General features: G+C 66.9%; 20 protein-coding genes. 9 read left to right on the forward strand and 11 right to left on the reverse strand.

From position 1 onward, the window contains the following. Nucleotides 1–23 precede the first annotated feature (23 nt). Nucleotides 24–575, forward strand: coding sequence for a TetR/AcrR family transcriptional regulator (locus tag NTM_RS21035; RefSeq protein WP_232079791.1), 552 nt, complete (start codon nt 24–26; stop codon nt 573–575). 9 nt (nt 576–584) lie between these two features. On the opposite strand, the gene NTM_RS21040 is transcribed toward NTM_RS21035, so the two are convergent. The 4 genes from NTM_RS21040 to NTM_RS21055 are packed head-to-tail and all read right to left on the reverse strand — an operon-like array spanning nt 585 to nt 3,270. Then, complete coding sequence (locus NTM_RS21040) at nt 585–1,361, reverse strand: DUF6498-containing protein (protein ID WP_163767559.1); 777 nt, start codon at nt 1,359–1,361, stop codon at nt 585–587. A 6-nt stretch (nt 1,362–1,367) separates the two neighbouring features. Continuing rightward, nucleotides 1,368–1,733 carry an Hsp15 family ribosome-associated heat shock protein gene (locus NTM_RS21045; protein WP_163767561.1) on the reverse strand — a complete coding sequence of 122 codons (366 nt, stop codon included), beginning with the start codon at nt 1,731–1,733 and terminating at the stop codon, nt 1,368–1,370. A gap of 44 nt (nt 1,734–1,777) precedes the next feature. Then, the gene (locus tag NTM_RS21050) at nt 1,778–2,644 is read right to left on the reverse strand and encodes an EamA family transporter (RefSeq protein ID WP_232079792.1); all 867 of its coding nucleotides are present in this window, start codon (nt 2,642–2,644) and stop codon (nt 1,778–1,780) included. Nucleotides 2,645–2,694: 50 nt separating this feature from the next. After that, nucleotides 2,695–3,270, reverse strand: coding sequence for an FKBP-type peptidyl-prolyl cis-trans isomerase (locus NTM_RS21055; protein ID WP_104861525.1), 576 nt, complete (start codon nt 3,268–3,270; stop codon nt 2,695–2,697). A 97-nt stretch (nt 3,271–3,367) separates the two neighbouring features. Here NTM_RS21055 and NTM_RS21060 point away from each other — a divergent pair, with 97 nt between their 5' ends. Both NTM_RS21060 and NTM_RS21065 read left to right on the forward strand, forming a co-directional pair. Further along, nucleotides 3,368–3,832 carry an SRPBCC family protein gene (locus tag NTM_RS21060; protein WP_163767564.1) on the forward strand — a complete coding sequence of 155 codons (465 nt, stop codon included), beginning with the start codon at nt 3,368–3,370 and terminating at the stop codon, nt 3,830–3,832. Between the two features lie 91 nt (nt 3,833–3,923). Next, complete coding sequence (locus NTM_RS21065; protein ID WP_163767567.1) at nt 3,924–4,391, forward strand: nuclear transport factor 2 family protein; 468 nt, start codon at nt 3,924–3,926, stop codon at nt 4,389–4,391. 582 nt (nt 4,392–4,973) lie between these two features. Here NTM_RS21065 and NTM_RS21070 read toward each other — a convergent pair. Both NTM_RS21070 and NTM_RS21075 read right to left on the reverse strand, forming a co-directional pair. After that, nucleotides 4,974–5,555 (reverse strand): alpha/beta fold hydrolase, encoded by a 582-nt coding sequence (locus NTM_RS21070; protein WP_232079793.1) that lies wholly within the window; start codon nt 5,553–5,555, stop codon nt 4,974–4,976. A gap of 46 nt (nt 5,556–5,601) precedes the next feature. After that, complete coding sequence (locus NTM_RS21075; protein ID WP_163767570.1) at nt 5,602–6,015, reverse strand: nuclear transport factor 2 family protein; 414 nt, start codon at nt 6,013–6,015, stop codon at nt 5,602–5,604. A 103-nt stretch (nt 6,016–6,118) separates the two neighbouring features. Between NTM_RS21075 and NTM_RS28605 the strand changes: the two genes are divergently transcribed. Further along, nucleotides 6,119–6,274, forward strand: a complete 156-nt coding sequence (locus NTM_RS28605) for a hypothetical protein (RefSeq protein ID WP_170311990.1) — start codon at nt 6,119–6,121, stop codon at nt 6,272–6,274. Between the two features lie 27 nt (nt 6,275–6,301). Here the strand turns inward: NTM_RS28605 and NTM_RS21080 are convergent, their stop codons facing one another. Beyond that, entirely contained in the window at nt 6,302–7,111 is an 810-nt protein-coding gene (locus tag NTM_RS21080) for an LLM class F420-dependent oxidoreductase (RefSeq protein ID WP_104861077.1), read from the reverse strand. 113 nt (nt 7,112–7,224) lie between these two features. On the opposite strand from NTM_RS21080, the gene NTM_RS21085 reads away from it, so the two are divergent. Then, nucleotides 7,225–8,139, forward strand: a complete 915-nt coding sequence (locus NTM_RS21085) for an aromatic alcohol reductase (protein ID WP_104861523.1) — start codon at nt 7,225–7,227, stop codon at nt 8,137–8,139. Between the two features lie 4 nt (nt 8,140–8,143). Here NTM_RS21085 and NTM_RS21090 read toward each other — a convergent pair whose 3' ends face one another. The 3 genes from NTM_RS21090 to NTM_RS21100 all read right to left on the reverse strand — a co-directional run bounded on the left by NTM_RS21090 (nt 8,144) and on the right by NTM_RS21100 (nt 12,415). Then, nucleotides 8,144–9,862, reverse strand: a complete 1,719-nt coding sequence (locus tag NTM_RS21090) for a GMC family oxidoreductase (protein ID WP_163767573.1) — start codon at nt 9,860–9,862, stop codon at nt 8,144–8,146. Between the two features lie 107 nt (nt 9,863–9,969). Then, on the reverse strand, nt 9,970–10,935 hold the full coding sequence (locus NTM_RS21095) for an alpha/beta fold hydrolase (protein ID WP_232079794.1): 966 nt from the start codon (nt 10,933–10,935) through the stop codon (nt 9,970–9,972). A 25-nt stretch (nt 10,936–10,960) separates the two neighbouring features. Further along, nucleotides 10,961–12,415 carry a glutamine synthetase family protein gene (locus tag NTM_RS21100; RefSeq protein ID WP_163767576.1) on the reverse strand — a complete coding sequence of 485 codons (1,455 nt, stop codon included), beginning with the start codon at nt 12,413–12,415 and terminating at the stop codon, nt 10,961–10,963. A gap of 126 nt (nt 12,416–12,541) precedes the next feature. Between NTM_RS21100 and NTM_RS21105 the strand changes: the two genes are divergently transcribed. Continuing rightward, nucleotides 12,542–12,946 (forward strand): nuclear transport factor 2 family protein, encoded by a 405-nt coding sequence (locus tag NTM_RS21105; protein WP_083143751.1) that lies wholly within the window; start codon nt 12,542–12,544, stop codon nt 12,944–12,946. A 19-nt stretch (nt 12,947–12,965) separates the two neighbouring features. After that, nucleotides 12,966–13,658 carry a helix-turn-helix transcriptional regulator gene (locus NTM_RS21110; protein WP_083143641.1) on the forward strand — a complete coding sequence of 231 codons (693 nt, stop codon included), beginning with the start codon at nt 12,966–12,968 and terminating at the stop codon, nt 13,656–13,658. 7 nt (nt 13,659–13,665) lie between these two features. On the opposite strand, the gene NTM_RS21115 is transcribed toward NTM_RS21110, so the two are convergent. After that, nucleotides 13,666–13,872, reverse strand: coding sequence for a hypothetical protein (locus NTM_RS21115; RefSeq protein WP_083143642.1), 207 nt, complete (start codon nt 13,870–13,872; stop codon nt 13,666–13,668). A gap of 211 nt (nt 13,873–14,083) precedes the next feature. Between NTM_RS21115 and NTM_RS21120 the strand changes: the two genes are divergently transcribed. Together NTM_RS21120 and NTM_RS21125 are read left to right on the forward strand one after the other, a co-directional pair. Next, the gene (locus tag NTM_RS21120) at nt 14,084–15,052 is read left to right on the forward strand and encodes an NADP-dependent oxidoreductase (RefSeq protein WP_083143752.1); all 969 of its coding nucleotides are present in this window, start codon (nt 14,084–14,086) and stop codon (nt 15,050–15,052) included. A 13-nt stretch (nt 15,053–15,065) separates the two neighbouring features. Then, nucleotides 15,066–15,932, forward strand: a complete 867-nt coding sequence (locus NTM_RS21125; RefSeq protein ID WP_083143643.1) for an SDR family NAD(P)-dependent oxidoreductase — start codon at nt 15,066–15,068, stop codon at nt 15,930–15,932. Nucleotides 15,933–15,945 lie beyond the last annotated feature (13 nt).

Below are 15,945 nucleotides of genomic sequence, written 5' to 3' on the forward strand. Positions count from 1 at the left end.
GGGTGCGCCCACGGGGATCGGCGGTGACCGGCTCCATCCTGCGCGCAGCAAGGGATCTGATCGAGGAGCACGGGCTGGACTCGCTCACCGCCGAGAAGGTGGCCGCGCGCGCCGCGGTCGGTAAGACCACGGTGTATCGCCGGTGGCCGAACGTATGGGCGCTGGTGGTGGACGCATTTCTGGAGGACGTGAGCGCGCTGGCGCCGATCCGGGAGCAGGACACCGTCCGTGAGAGCTTCCAGTCGTCGATGAGGTCGCTGGCGCGAGCCTACCGGGGCCCGACCGGACAACTTCTGCGCGCGGTGATCGGCCGCGCGCAGGTCGATGCCGTTCTGCGGGAGGAGGTCCGGAACCGGTGGGTGGAGCCGCGCAGAGCCGTGGCGCGCGAACTCGTGCGGCACGGTATGGAGAGCGGGGAACTTCGCGGCGACCTGGATCCCGACGTCGTGCTCGACACGCTGTACGGACCGATCTATCACCGACTGCTCGTGCCCTATACCGAAGCCGGACTCACCGACGAGTACGTCGATCGTGTTGTCGACCAGGTGTTCTCAGGGGCCCAGCAGCCCGGTTGAGGCCGCGCCTCAGCGTGTCGAAGGTGTCCAGGGCTCTTCGTTGCGAGCGAGCCGCGCCAGTTCGTCGGCCCGGTCCTTGGCCCAGTGCTCCTCGAACCGCTGGCCCGGATGCACGTTGGGCAGCCGGTTCATCGCACGGCTGAACCAGGCTGGTGGCTGTTGCGGCTCCCACTGCGGGAGCGCGAAACTGAGCGCGGCGAGACTCTTGAGGACGACGAATACGCCGAACAGTGCATTCGGGGCGTCGGTGACGGCGATTGCAAAGAGTCCGAGGATCAAGGTGAGGTGGACGACGACGATACGACTGAATCCCTGCTTTGCCATCAGCTCGAGTCTGCGGAACGGCCAGCGGCGCACCGTGACCAGATCCACTGCGAGGTCCACACACAGGAAGCCGAGCACCAACAGGCATCCGAATCTAACGCTGTGCCAGTCGATTCCGGCGAGGTTCCGCTGGCCGTTTCGGCCCAGCAGGAAGACGATCACCACCAGGAACACCCCGTGCGCCGCGGTGAACGCGAGGCTGGTGATCAGGAACCCGGCCAGAAACGACGGCCTCGTGGGGCTTTGCGTCGTCGAGCCGGCGGCCTGATACCGGTAGTGCCCGCGGCACGGGGCCAGACGGCGGTGTACCAGAACGCGCGCCGCGATGAGCAGCGTCACCACCAGGGTCTCGAACCAGTACACCACCAGTGTCGTGCCGCCGGACCAGCCGTCGACGAACCACCCGACGAACGGAACGGCGACGATCGCCAGGACGGCGATGACGTGGACGAGGCGGCTCACCGGAGATCAGCCGTGCTGTGCGCGCCATTTGTCGAGGACCCGCCGGTCCCGCTTCGTCGGCCGGCCGGCGCCACGGTCGCGCACCGCGACAGGCACCGCGACCGTCGGCGGGGGCGGGGGAGTGCGGTCCAGATAGCACGTCACCGCGTCGGCTGCTCCGACCCGCTTCTGGATGATCCGGGACACCTGGACGATCCGGGTGACGTCGCCGACGCGGGCCCGCACCTCGTCGCCGGGGGACACCAGCGTCGAGGGCTTGGCCTGGCGACCGTTGACCCGGACCTGACCGCCCCGGCACGCCGAGGCGGCATCCGGGCGGGTCTTGGTCAGGCGGACCGCCCAGAGCCATCGATCGACGCGGGTGGATTCCATGGGGACATCATGAACCGCGTGCCCGTATCGGGGCTACCCGTCGGTCAACCGACCTCGACGGGCACGGCCATCTCGCGGCCGCCGGCGCGGGCGGCGCCGACACCGGCGGCCACCACCGCACCGATGCCGAGCAAGCCCGCAACGCCCGGATTCTGGTCGAGCAGAAGGAATCCGACCAGGGCCGCGAAGGCTGGTTCCAGACTCATCAGGACACCGAAGGTCGCAGTGGTCAGCCGACGCAGCGCGAGCAGTTCCAGCACATACGGGATCACCGGCAGCAACAGCGCCATCCCGAGGCCGATCAGCAACAGCTGAGGAGTCAGCAGCGAGAACCCGATGCTGTCGACGAAGAAGGTCGACACCAGCCCCGCCACGGGCATCGAGATCGCCAGCCCGTTGATGCCGGCGACCTGGTCGCCGACCCGCTGAGTCAGCAGGATGTAGATCGCCCAGCAGACGCCTGCCGCCAGGGCAAGGAAGGCGCCCTTCCCGTCGATGCCGCCGCCGAACGGATGGCTCAGCAGCACGACACCGAGCAGGGCGAGCGCGGGCCACAGCACGCGGGCCCGGCCGCGGCCGTGGAGCATCGCGATGGCAAGAGGACCGAGGAACTCCAGCGCAGTCGCGGTTCCCAGAGTCAGCCGATCCAGCGAGGCCATGAACAGCAGCGAGATCGCGGCGGTGACGCAGCCGAGGACCACGCACATGCCGAATGTGCGCCAGGTGAAGGCCGACGGCCGGGGACGCACGGCGATCAGCAAAATGACGCCGGCCAGCGACAGCCGCAGCCACGCGGTGCCGTCGGAGCCGATCTGGTCGATCAGCCCGACAGCGACGACCAGGCCGAGCTGGATACACATCTGGGCGGCGATCGCCATCAGGACGCCGTTGCGGGCATGGACGGTCGTCACTGGTGAGTTCTCACGTTCGTCGTGCAGTCCCCCCCGGGTACCTGGCTCCGTCAGCCGGTGGCGCCGAGAATCTTGATGGCGAAGATCAGGGAGTCACCCGGCAGGATGCCGGCGCCGGGCTGGCCCTGGGGGTATCCATCGGCGGAGGTCATCGCGACCGCGACGGTGGAGCCGACGTTCTGTCCGGCGATGGCCTTCTGGAATCCGGGGATGACACCGTCGAGCGGGAAGTCGACCGGCATACCGCGCTGATAGCTGCTGTCGAAGATCGATCCGTCCCGCCCGTTGACCCCGAGGTAACAGACCGAAACGGTGGCGGCGGGGGCGACGACAGGGCCCTCGCCTGCCTGCAGCGTGTGCACCGTGGTCTCGTCGACGCTGAACGGCGCCGTGACGCTGACCAGCGGAGAGGCCGTGTCGGTCGGCCCGGTCACCTCGACGCTGCCGGTCGCTCCGGGCAGCGTCCAGTCCGGCGTCCCGCCTTCCTGCGGCGCTCCGGTCGGGCAGGGGCTGGCGGGTGCGGGTGTCTGGGCCTCCGACGACGGGACCGTGCCGGAACCGCATGCCGTCAGGGCGAGAACGATTGCGGCGGCGGGGACGGTGTGGCGCAGGCGAAGGCTGGTCATCGTCGCCACGCTACCGTGGCCTCGTCCCGGCGGGTCACCAGACCAGCGCACACCGCGTCGACGTTTCCCGGTGGCCGAGTCGGGGCAGTGTGAAGACATGAGCGACGAGAACAAAGTCACGGTGGAACGAACCATCACAGCCCCCGTCGATACGGTATTCGACGTGTTGTCCAATCCGCAGCGGCATCCCGCCCTCGACGGCTCGGGATTCATCCGCAGCGTGGACCACGCCGACCGCATTCAGAAAGTCGGCGACGTGTTCACAATGAACATGCACGGCCCGCACATGGGCGGCGAGTACAAGACCGACAATCACGTCACCGGCTACGCGAAGGACAAGCTGCTGGCCTGGCAGACTGCCCCGGCCGGCACCACACCGCCCGGTTGGGAGTGGTTGTGGGAGTTGGAGTCCGAAGGCCCCAACGAGACCCTGGTGCGCCACACCTACGACTGGTCGAAGGTCACCGACAAGAAACTGCTCGAGAAGGTGAAGTTTCCGCTGGTCACGCAGGATCAGCTGAGCGACACCCTCGCTCGGCTCGCCGAAGAGGTGTCATCCTGACCGCTGTCGGGTGATGCGGAAGCCCGACGCCACGGGCCATCCTTGATGCGGGGACCGGTAGAGGTTCTCGGTACATCGTCGAGGAGTCGTCATGTCACAACCACTCGTTCCGCCGTTCACCCTGGCGGACGCCACCGCGAAGGTGCGTGCCGGGGAGAACCTTTGGAACACCCGCGACCCGCAACGGGTGGCGCTGGGCTACACGCCGGACAGCCGGTGGCGAAACAGGTCCACATTCCTGCGGGGTCGTGCAGAGATCATCGAGTTCTTGGCGGGCAAGTGGGCAGCCGAACTCGACTATCGGCTGATCAAGGAGCTGTGGGCCTACGGCGACGACCGGATCGCGGTGCGATTCGCCTACGAATACCACGTTGCCGATGGCCGGTGGTTCCGCGCGTACGGCAACGAGAATTGGGAGTTCGCGGCTGACGGTCTGATGAAGACCCGGCACGCCAGCATCAACGACGTGCCCATCACCGAGTCGGACCGACTGTTCCACTGGGACGACTCCGGGCCGCGCCCCGACGGTCATCCCGGGCTGAGCGAACTCGGGCTCTGACCGGGCTGTCAGCACGCCTGGACCCGTCGAAATCTCGGACGACGCCGTTTCGGGCATAGGTTCTCGCAACGAGTTGTTCCACCCTGTCGACGAATGTTGTGTTCGACGAAGCGAAGATTCGAGGGCTGAGGGAGCGCGACGATACCTCGCCCAAGGTCGTCGATGATGTTGTCGCCCAACGACGCCATCGTCGAGGATGTCGTGGGGGCTGGCGGTCAGGCCGTAACTCAGCGCGGGGAGGTGGGCACACAGCAATCGTTTGAGACGCAAGCGTATGACCACATCAGAGAGAGGTCCCTCAGAAGGGGCAAGTTCTCGAGGGGCAACCTGCGATGCTGACGAGCAGTCAAACACTCTGCGACAGAGCGTCTATTGGTCGAGGAAGAGCTGGATCGCCTCGGCGACCACGTCCGGTGCCACGTCGATAGCGAAGTGGGTTTGTCCGGGCCAGGACATGCGCTGTGCGTGCGGCAACACGGCGGCCAAGCGGTCCATGCCCTCGGGTAAGGGTGGCCAACTCTGGCCGCCTCCATGAGCAGCACCGGCACATCGATTGACGCCCACCGCTGCGTATCGGTGGATTCAGCCGCCATGCTCTCCAGGTCGGCCCGGACAGCGTCGGCGGCGATCCGGCTTGCTTCCGGATCGGCAGCATCCAGTGGGGCCTGTGCCAGCCAGCACGGATTCGGGAATACGCGCGACCTCACGTGCGAACATCTCCAGAGCAGCATCGTATTTCTCTGTTGCACACAGTGTTCGGAACCGGTCGAGAACCGGAGACAGGTGCTCGCCCACCAGAAGTATCGGTGGCTCGAACAAGGCCAATGACGCGACTCGTTCGCTGTCCACGGCGGCCACGTGCAACGCCACGGTGGCGCCGTAGGAGCCGCCGACGACGCGCGCCGCGGGAGCGTCGAGATACTTCAACACTTCGCGGAGGTCGTCGCCCTCTGCCGCGAAGGTGTTCGGCGACGTCCCGACATCGCTGGGCGGATGATTACGGCGCGCGTACCGCACAATCTGGTGGCCGCGCAGTCGCGAACCCACCTGCTGCCAAGTCCCCAGACCGCCGCCTGTTCCGTGGACGAGCACGACCGGCGGGCCGGAGCCGGTCACCTCTGCGACGAGCGTCGTGCCGTCCGGGGCGTCCAGTCCGATAGGCATCGGATCTGAGTATCGGCGGCGCCGCCGCCGGCGCGAAGGTCAAGGTTCAGCCTGCGAACGCCCGGAACACCGACAGACTGTCCTCGTAGATGTGGTGTCGCGTGATAAGTCCGTCCTCGACGGTCACGTGCAGCGCGAATGCGGCGTCGTAGCTGCGCCCGGTCGGTTCGGCGGTGTTGTGCAGTTCCCCGAGGACGACCGCGTCGTGACCGTCGACCAGAATCGAAATCACCTCCGCGGAGCTCAGTTTCGCGACGTGGTAGTCGGCGATGAGTCGGAAGTGTTCCTCGATCCCGCCACGGGTGGACCGCTGCTGGATCCAGGGGATGACGTTGGCGTAGTCGCCGGCCGGCCAGTTCAGTTTCCACGAAATCTGTTCGGCGTAGAGCTCAGCGATGTATGCCTGGTTACCGGACGCGATACGGCGAAGCAGCTCGTTGACTGTCTCGCGGGTGTTCACAGAAACAAGTCTTTCAGTCCGATGAGCGCCGGACCATTACCTCTCAGGTCATCCCCGCCATAATTTCTTCCCGTGGAGGGGCCCGCGGGCGGACACTGGGTAGATGTCCACTGCAGTTTGGATCGTCATTGCGGTCTTCGCGATCGGGACCGTCGTCGGAGGATTGCTGCGAATTCGGGCCTGGCTGCAGAAGCCGGCACCGCCAGAGATCATCGAAGCCGCGCGCCGCAACAACGAGGACGAGAACGAGGACGACTGACGTCACCGGCGCGCGCAGCTGCAGTGGTCAGCCGTTGTCTCGCCAGGCGATCACCTGCTTGAGCGAGGCGACGTCGTAACCGTTGTCGGCGGTGAGTTCAGTTTGGAACAGTGTCACACCCGCCTCGCGGAAGGCATCGGCGCTGTCCTCGCTCTCCCAGAGCGTTGACCGTTCGATGTCGGCGCCGTCGCGGCCGAACGTCGCCGCCAACTCGTCGACGCGGTCGCTGGATCTGCGGAACGCATCGAGATCCTGGAACGCGTGCCAGATGTCGGCGTGCCTGGCGATGGCCGGCAGTGAACGCTTGGGTCCGGTACCGCCGATGAGAATCGGCAGCTTACGCACCGGTGGCGGAATCAGTGCGCCAAGCCGTTTCTCGATACGGAGCAGACTCTCGTCGAACAGATCGAAGCGTGAACCGAATGTTCCGAAGTCGTAACCGTAAGTGGTGTAGTCCTTTTCGTACCATCCCGCACCTAGGCCGAGAATGAGCCGTCCGCCGCTGATGTGGTCCACGGTGCGCGCCATGTCGGCCAGCAGGTCGGGGTTGCGGTAACCCACGCCGGTGACGAGGAGCCCGATTTCGGCGTGTGAGGTGATCTCGCCCCACGACGCGAGTGCAGTCCAGCCCTCGAAGTTGGAGACGTCGGGCTGATCGTCATACATGACGGGTTTGCCGTCGACGATGGCCTTCATCGCCGGGCGGTGGAAGTGGTCGTAGCCGAAGATGACGTCGACGCCGAGGTCATCGGCCGCCAGGACGGCGTCGCGCCACGTGGCGTAATCGGGTGTACCGCCGGGTTGGATCTGTACGGCGACGCGGATGGGACGGGTCATGGCTGCTCCTGGGTCGGGGGAGGGCGACTCTCCAGCCAAGGCATCGGGCGCGTGGTTTATTCCGGACCCTTCGTGCGGGAATGCCCGACCGCAGAGGGCTGTTCCACCGGGTCATGACGACCGAACACCCGTCGGGTGGAGACCCGACTCTCGTCATCGGCGCCGGTGAGCTCGGCGGCAGCGTGGTAGGCGCGCTGACACGACGGGACGACCCGCCGCCAGTGACGGTGTTGCTGCGACCGACGAACAACCCGAGACACGTCGCCCTACGTGCCGGACTCGCCGCCAAAGGAGTGGCTGTCGTGGAGGCCGATATCGGCACGGCGACCGTCGGTGAACTGGCGGGGATCTTTGCCCGGTTCCACACGGTGATCAGTTGCCTCGGATTCGCAGCGGGGCCGGGAACCCAACGCAGGATCACCGAGGCCGTCCTGCAGGCCGGGGTCCGCCGATATCTGCCGTGGCAGTTCGGAGCCGACTACGACGCGATCGGGCGCGGAAGTCCGCAGGATCTGTTCGACGAGCAACTCGATGTCCGTGACCTGCTGCGCGCACAGGACGTCACCGACTGGGTGATCGTGTCCACCGGAATGTTCACCAGCTTTCTCTTCGAGCCGGACTTCGGTGTGGTCGATTTCGCCACCAGTACGGTCAATGCGCTGGGCGGATGGGACAACGCGGTCACTGTCACCACCCCGGAGGACATCGGCATACTGACCGCGGAGATCGTGTCGGCCCGGCCACGCATCGCGAACCAGGTCGTCTATGTCGCCGGTGACACGATCACCTATCGACAACTCGCGGACATCGTCGAACGGGCCCGGGGCGTGCCGGTCATCCGCAGGGAGTGGACGGTCGCGCGCTTGCTCGACGACCTCACCCGACACCCCGACGACTCCATGCGCAAGTACCGCGCGGTGTTCGCCCAGGGCAGGGGCGTCGCGTGGCCGAAAGCCGCTAGCTTCAACGGATCTCGTGGCATCCCGACCACCACGGCGCAGGAGTGGTTGCATGAACGCCTTGCGTGACGGCTCATCCCAGGATCGACCGCGCCGCGCGCTCGGCGATCAGCATGACCGGCGCGTTGGTGTTCCCCGACGTGATGGTGGGCATCGCCGACGCGTCGATCACCCGTAGGCCCGCGACGCGGAATACGCGGCAGTCGGTGTCGAGCACCGTGGCCGCCGACCGTGGCACGCCGTGGGTGTCGAAGGCGCCCATCGCGCAGGTGCCCACCGGGTGGAAGATGGTCGTCCCCAGTTCGCGAGCCGCGGCCTGCAGGTCGTCGTCGCTCTGTAGGTCTGGGCCGGGGAGCATCTCTTCGGGGCGGTAGCGGGCCAGCGCCGGTGACGCCATGATCTGCCGGGTCATACGAAGCCCGCGCACGGCGATCTCCCGGTCGGCGTCGGTGGACAGGTAGTTGCAGAGGATCTTGGGGTGGGCCAACGGGTCCGCGTCGGCCATCCGGACATGGCCGCGCGAGGTGGGCCGCAGGTTGCAGACCGACGGCGTGATGGCGCTGTACGGGTGAAGCGGCTCGCCGAACTTCGGCAGTGACAGAGGCTGCACATGCCACTCGAGATCGGGACTGCTCAGCGCAGGGTCGCTTTTCGCGAAGGCCCCCAGGGTGGACGGGGGCATCGTCAGCGGTCCCGATCGCAGCAGCAGGTACTGCAGGCCCATCCCCGCCCGGGTGATCCAGTTGCGGTACAGCGTGTTGACGGTGCGCGCTCCTCGGATCCGGTAGACCGTTCGCAGTTGCAGGTGGTCTTGAAGGTTCTCGCCCACTCCGGGTAGGTCGACGGCGACCGGCACCTGATGGCGGGTGAGGAGTTCGGCCGGGCCCAGGCCGGACACCTGCATCAGATGTGGTGAGCCGATCGTTCCCGCGCTCAGGAGCACCTCCCGGCGGGCTCGCACCGTGACGATCTGACCGTCCTTCAACAGCCGTACCCCGGACGCGCGGTGCCGGGCCGTGGTCCAGGCACCGCGACGCTGGTTGTCGCTGACCTGATCGTCCAGCAGCAGCCCCAGCCCCTGGGTCTTGGTGTAGACGGTGAGATTGGGGCGGTGGGCGACAGGGTGCAGGAAGGCATCGGCCATCGACCAGCGTCGGCCGCGTTTCTGGTTGACGTGGAAGTACGCGCTACCGGAATTGTCACCGCGGTTGAACTCCTCGATCGGCGCGATACCCCACTGGGCGGCGGCATCCTGCCAGGCGTCCAGGATCTTCCAGCGCACCCGCGGTCGCTCGACCCGGATCTCGCCGGCGCTGCCGTGCCAGTCGTCGGCGCCGCCGAAGTAGTTCTCCAACTCCTTGTAGATCGCCAGGGTCTGGCCCATACGGTCCGGGCCGCCCCAGAGCCACCGGTCGTCACCGGTGGCCTGTGCCCACTGTTGGTAATCGCTGGCCTGCCCGCGCATGTGGATCATCGCGTTGATCGACGAACAACCGCCGATCACGCGGCCCCGCGCGTAATTGATGCTGCGCCCGGCCAGACCCGGGTCGGGTTCGGTGGTGAAGCACCAGTCTGTGCGGGGGTTGGCGATCGTGTACAGATAGCCCACCGGCACCTTGATCCAGAACCAGTCGTCCTTGCCGCCGGCTTCCACGAGGAGCACACGGTGAGCGGGGTCGGCGCTGAGCCGGTTGGCGAGCAGGCACCCCGCGCTTCCCGCGCCGACGATGACGTAGTCGTACTCGGCGTCGTACTCGGCGTCGTATTCGGGCTTAGGGCTGGTTTCCGGCACCGTTCCTCCATTGCGCTCCGTTGCGCGTCCCAGTGTGCGCGACGGCGGCTCAGTAGAGGAGTAGCGCAGGTCGCGTGCCGCGGTCGTGACGCCCCGGCGCCTGCTGATCAGACCAGTACGTCGCGGATGGCGGCATCCAGGAACTCGGCGAACCCGGCATCGTTGCCGGGGCTGGCGACGCAGTGGCCGAGCGGTGAATCGTAGGGCCGAAGCTCGGCGTTGGGCATCTGCACGACCTCGAGTCCGTTGTCCTCTGGCGGGAAGTACAGGTCCTGGGTGCACGGGATCAGGATGGCGCGCGCGGTGGTCGCTGCGAGCGCGGTGTGAAAGTCGCCGTGGTACAGCGGGTTTGCGCTGATATCGCTGGTCTTCCAACTCCAGATCTTGGCCAGCAGGTCGTGGGCGTTCCAGTTGTCGACGTGGTCGTGCTCCCAGTCGACCAGCAGGTCCTCGACCGTGTCGTAGCCGAGGGAGCGGAAGTGCCCGTCCCGGTAGAACGTCTGCGAGTACGCCCACCCGGCGTAGACCCGGGCGAACGCCTTCAAACCTCGGATCGGTGACCCGTGCTCCCAGAGTGGGTCCGCCCGCAGCGCCGCCTTGATGCCCTCCAGGAACACCACGTTGTGCGGTGAGGTCCTGGCCGAGGCGCAGAACGGGACGATCGCGTCGACCACCTCGGGATACATCGCACCCCAGTGGTAGGCCTGACAACCCGCCATCGACCAGCCGGCCACCAGTGCGATCCGCTGCACACCGAGTTCCTCGAACAGCAGCTGGTGCTGGCACCGAACGTTGTCGTAGAGCGTCACGTGCGGGAATGCCGCGCCCTGCTGCGGCGGGGCCGCGGTCGACGGTGAGGTCGACAGCCCGTTGCCGAACATGTTGACCGACACCACGAAATGACGTGCGGGGTCGATGGCCCGCCCCGGACCGAAGAAGCCTTCGTTGCGGATGTGGGTTCCGGTGTAGAACGTGGGCAGGACGACGACGTTGTCGCCTGCCTCGTTCAGTCGACCATAGGTCTTGTACGCCAGTACCGCATTCGACAGCGTCTCACCGCTGAGCAGGGGCACATCGCCGAGGTCGAAGTTGTCATGGTCAGTAGAGGCGTAGATACTCTTCGACCTCCCAGTCGGTGACGGTCTGGTGATAGCGCTCCCACTCGTCGAGCTTGTAGTCGACGTAGGACTTGAGCATCGTCTGTCCCAGGACGCCTGCGATCAGCTCATCCTTCTGGAGATGGGTCACGGCGTCGAGCAGGTTCCGGGGGAGCCGGCGGATGCCCAAGGCCTCACCCTCTTCCGCCGTCATCGAGTACAGGTCGCGATCGGTGGGCTCGCCGGGGTCGGTGCCGGTGACGATGCCCTCGACGCCGGCCGCGAGCGTACAGGCCAGGGCCAGGTAGACGTTCATGCACATGTCGGCGGCGCGGTTCTCGATGCAGTAGCGGCTCTGCGGCAGGCGGAACTGGGCGGCTCGGTTGTTGTGGCCGTAGGTGATGTTGGTGGGCGCCCAGGTGAACGTTCCACCTTCGAGGCCACCCACTCGGGGTACAAGCCCGTTGTAGGAGTTGACCGTTGGGCAGGTGATGGCGGTCAGCGCCTCGGAGTGGGCGAGCAGGCCGCCGACGGCGTAGCGGGACTCGTCGCTCCAGCCGCCGCCGGGGCTTTCGAACAGGTTCTCGTCGGGGGCATCCACGGAGCGCAACGAGAAGTTGATGTGCGCACCTGAACGCCAGTCACCCGTCGTGGGTTTCGGCATGAACGTGACGAACATGCCGTGCCGTTTGGCAACCTCTTTGAGCGCCAGACGCAGGAAGACGAGACGGTCGGCCATCTGGAGCAGGTTCGTGTAGTGGAAGTCGAGTTCGAACTGGGAGTAGGCGCCCTCGGCCACCACGTCGTGCAGGTTCCAGCCCAGTTCCTCGAGCATGTCCATCATGTCTTTGAGGAACGGCATCGCGTCCAGGGAGTGTTCGACGTCGTATCCGTAGGCCTGCCGACGCGGACGCAGACCACCGACCTGCTGGGGATCGGTGTCGAAAGCCTTGACGGGCCTGCCGTTCTCGTCATAGCGCATGACGATGAACTCAGGTTCGATTCCGGCGTAGCCGATGTAACCCTGTTGCGCCGCTTCATGAATGGCGCGTTTGAGTGCTTGTCGGGGGCAGACGTTGTAGGGCTTGTCTTCCCAGAACAGGTCGGCGAAGATGATCGCGGTGCTGGTATCCCAGGGGCAGATATAGACCGCGTCGAGGTCGGGCACCGGGATCTGATCGGAGTCGGCCGCGCTCAGTTCCGGCACGAAGGACACCGAGTGCACGGCGAACTGCGGGCCCTTGCCCTTGCAGAGCGCTTCGAAGTCGCTCATCGGCACGGGCTTGGTCTTCGGGACGCCGAACAGGTCGATCCAGCACGACAGCACGTACTTGACCCCGGCGGCTTCCAGTTCGGCGCGAACGGCGGCGATTTTCGCGTCGTCGGGCAATGCCTGCGCCAAGGTGTCTGCGTAGAGCGGCGCGGTGCTGGTGTCGGGATCGAGCGTGCTCGTCATGACTCTCTTTTCGACGCAGGGTTTCTTGCCGAGAGTCACCGTATCGCCAGATGAAACGGGTCGCATCTGGAAGCGGAGGGAAAACACCGACATACCGTTGTCGTGGCGGTGGCCGACGCTGAGGTCATGACTGAGAACCTGAACACGGTGGAGACAGACACGGCTGCTGCGGATGCGGGGCTGGCGGTGTGGTTGGAGATGTGGAACAGCGACAGTGCGATCGCACGTCGGATCTGCAGTGAGGATTTCCGGATTCACTTCTTGATCCCCGATTCCGACGGATCGAACCCTGGCGACGATGTGCTGGGCGCGCAGAGTTTCGTTCGGTTTCTGGATCGGTGGCGCGAGCGACATCCGGGTGTGGTCTTCACCGAGGTGGCGCGGGCGGTGGACGGTGCGCACGGGCGGATGCTGTGGAACATGCAAGCCGGGGACGTCGTTGCGGGTGGGATCGATGTCTTCGACTTCACAGAGGACGGGATGATCCGCGAGGTGTGGTCGGTGAACGGAACGCGCGCGCACCTGACTTGAGACCGGGAGACTTGAGCTCGTGAGGAGAGCCGAGCGGCTGTACGCGCTGGTGGATCTGCTGCGGGGGTCGCGCCGGCCGTTGTCGGCTGCGCGGCTCTCCGAGGAGTTCGACGTTTCCAAGCGCACGATTGAGCGCGATATCCAGTCGCTGCAGCTTGCGGGGGTTCCGATCTATGCCGACCACGGGGTGTCGGGCGGATACTCGATTCTGCGGGAGCACTCGTTGCCGCCGCTGAATCTCACGGTGCCGGAGTCACTGGCGGTGCTTGCCGGGCTTGGCTTGGTGGAGACCTCACCGTACGGTGCCGCGGCACGCCGGGCGCGGGCGAAGATCCTCGCAATCAGCCGCGAGGATCAGCTCGCGCCGATAGACGAGGCGTTGGCGTCGATGTTCGTCATCGACGCCCAGCCGCCGACCGAGGCAGCGGTCGCCCTGATTCCGGAGGCGATCGCCGCGCGCCGGGTCGTCCGGTTGAGCTATACCGCCAAAGACGGTGCGACCCACACCATCCGTGACGTAGAGGCGATGGGACTGCTGCGCGGAGGTGCCGCCTGGTTGTTCGTCGGGTGGTGCCGGCTGCGCGAAGGCATCCGCGGATTCCAGCTCGACCGCATCCGGCAGTTGGAGATCACCGATGAAGTGTTCCCCGAACGTGATTCGGCGGTCCTGGAGGCGGATCTGTCGCGGTGGAGCACGCGGCGGCTCGGGTGACCCGGGGTTATGCGACGCTGCTGATGATCGCGACGACCAGCCCGCCCAGCGTCAACACCCCGACGATCACCGCGGCGGCGATCGCCTGGCGACGCCGGCGCCGACGGGCACCGTCGACGGCCACCGCGAGGATGCCGAGGATCAACGCCGCGTAGACCGCCAGCCCCACCGTCAGCGCCGGCGCGGTGCTGGCCGCCAGTGTCACAGTGCGCATGGCGTGAGCCTACGACGGGCGCGGATTCGTCCGACGCTGAGCCGGCGGCAGACTGCGCACCTGCACTGTGCACTGGCGGATGCGGGACACACCGGCACCGCGTGACCATCGGTTGAAGCTTCGATCAGCCATGCGACCGCCGAGGAGTCAACATGACGGCGCCATCCGTCGATCGTCCCGGCCGCAGCGGGCCGGGACTGTGCCCGCGATGATGCGGGCCGTCGGCGTCACCCGCTATGGCGGCCCCGAGGTGCTGGAACTCGTCGAGGTGCCCCGTCCAGACACCGGGCCGGGGAAGATCCGGGTCCGGGTGCACGCCGCGACGGTGAACCCCGGTGACACCCTGCTGCGCATCGGCGACCTCGACGAGGTGTTGCGCGCCGGCCCGCTGTACCCGCCGTACCGACCGGGTATGGAGGCGGCCGGCGTCGTCGACGAGATCGAACCCGGCGCCGCAACCGATCTCGCGGTCGGGGACCGGGTGATGACCGTCGTCATGCCGATCGACTCCACTGGGGGCGCCTACGCCGAGTATCTGGTCGTGGACACCGATCAGGTCACCCGCGCCCCGGCGGGCAGCACGCACTCCGAGGCCGCGACGCTACCGATGAACGGACTCACCGCCCGGCTTGCGCTCGACGTACTGGCGCTGGAGCCAGGGGAAACGGTGGCGGTCACCGGCGCCGCCGGCGCGGTCGGCGGATACGCCATCCAGTTGGCCAAGGCGGACGGGTTGCGGGTGATCGCCGACGCTGCAGAGTCCGACGAGGCGCTTGTCGCCGCGCTCGGCGCCGATCAAATCGTGGCGCGCGGTCCGGGAGTGGGGGAGCGCATCCGCCGATGGTGGCCGGGCGGCGTCGCCGCGGTAGTAGATGCGGCGCTACAGGGCCGCGAGGTGGTCCCGGCCCTGCGCGCCGGCGGCCAGATCGCCGCCGTCCGCGGCTGGGAACTGCCCGACCCCGCTGCGCTGGGCGCCGACCATCACATCACCGTCCGGGAGGTGTTCGTACCGGAATACACCCACGCCCACGACAAACTCGACGAACTGCGCAAGCTCGCCGAGGACGGGTCACTCACGCTGCGAGTGGCCCGCACGTATCCGGCGCACCAGGCCGCCGAGGCGCATCGAGCCCTCGAAGCCGGCGGCATCCGCGGACGCCTCGTCCTCACCTTCGACTGACAGGAGATCCCTCATGGCACTCGCCAACAAGGTTTGGTTCATCACCGGATCCTCTCGTGGCTTCGGACGCGCCCTGGTCCAGGCCGCCCTGGCCGCCGGCGACCTGGTCGCAGCGACCGCACGTCGCCCCGAGCAGGTCGCCGATCTGGGACGCGAACACCCGGACCGGTTTGTGGCGCTGCCCCTCGACGTCACCGACCGTGCTGCCGTCGACCGGGCCGTCGCGGCTGCCGCGGAGCGGTTCGGCCGGATCGACGTGGTGGTCAACAATGCCGGCTACGCCGATGTCGCACCGATCGAAACCGGCGCTGAGGAGAACTTCCGCGCCCAATTCGAAACCAACTTCTGGGGCGTCTACCACGTCTCGCGAGCAGCGATTCCGGTGCTGCGGGGCCAGGGTGGGGGGCTGGTCATCCAGTTCTCCTCGATGGGCGGACGTGTCGGCGGCTCGCCGGGTATCGCCTCGTATCAGGCCGCCAAGTTCGCCATCGACGGGTTTTCCCGGGTGCTGCAGGCCGAGACCGAGCCGTTCGGCATCAAGGTGCTCGTCGTGGAACCCAGCGGCTTCGCCACCGACTGGGCCGGCTCCTCGATGGCCGTCGAGGACATCCCCGACGTCTACACCGACACCGTCGGGGCGATGTCGGAGGTCCGGCGCAGCGCGGCCGTCACCGCCGGGGATCCGGTCCGGGCCGCCGAGATTCTGGTGCGTCTGGCCCGGCACACCGACATCCCGTATCACCTGCCCCTCGGGGTGAACGCCGTGGAGGGATCCATCCGCCAGGACGAGTTTCTGCTCGGCGAGGACCGCAGGTGGGCCGCGGTGGGCCGGTCGGCGGACTTCGGCGAACCGTACCCGGTCGACTTTCCGGCCGCCTGAGATGTCTGCCCCG

This window comes from Mycolicibacterium parafortuitum, assembly GCF_010725485.1.
Taxonomy (GTDB): Bacteria; Actinomycetota; Actinomycetes; order Mycobacteriales; family Mycobacteriaceae; genus Mycobacterium.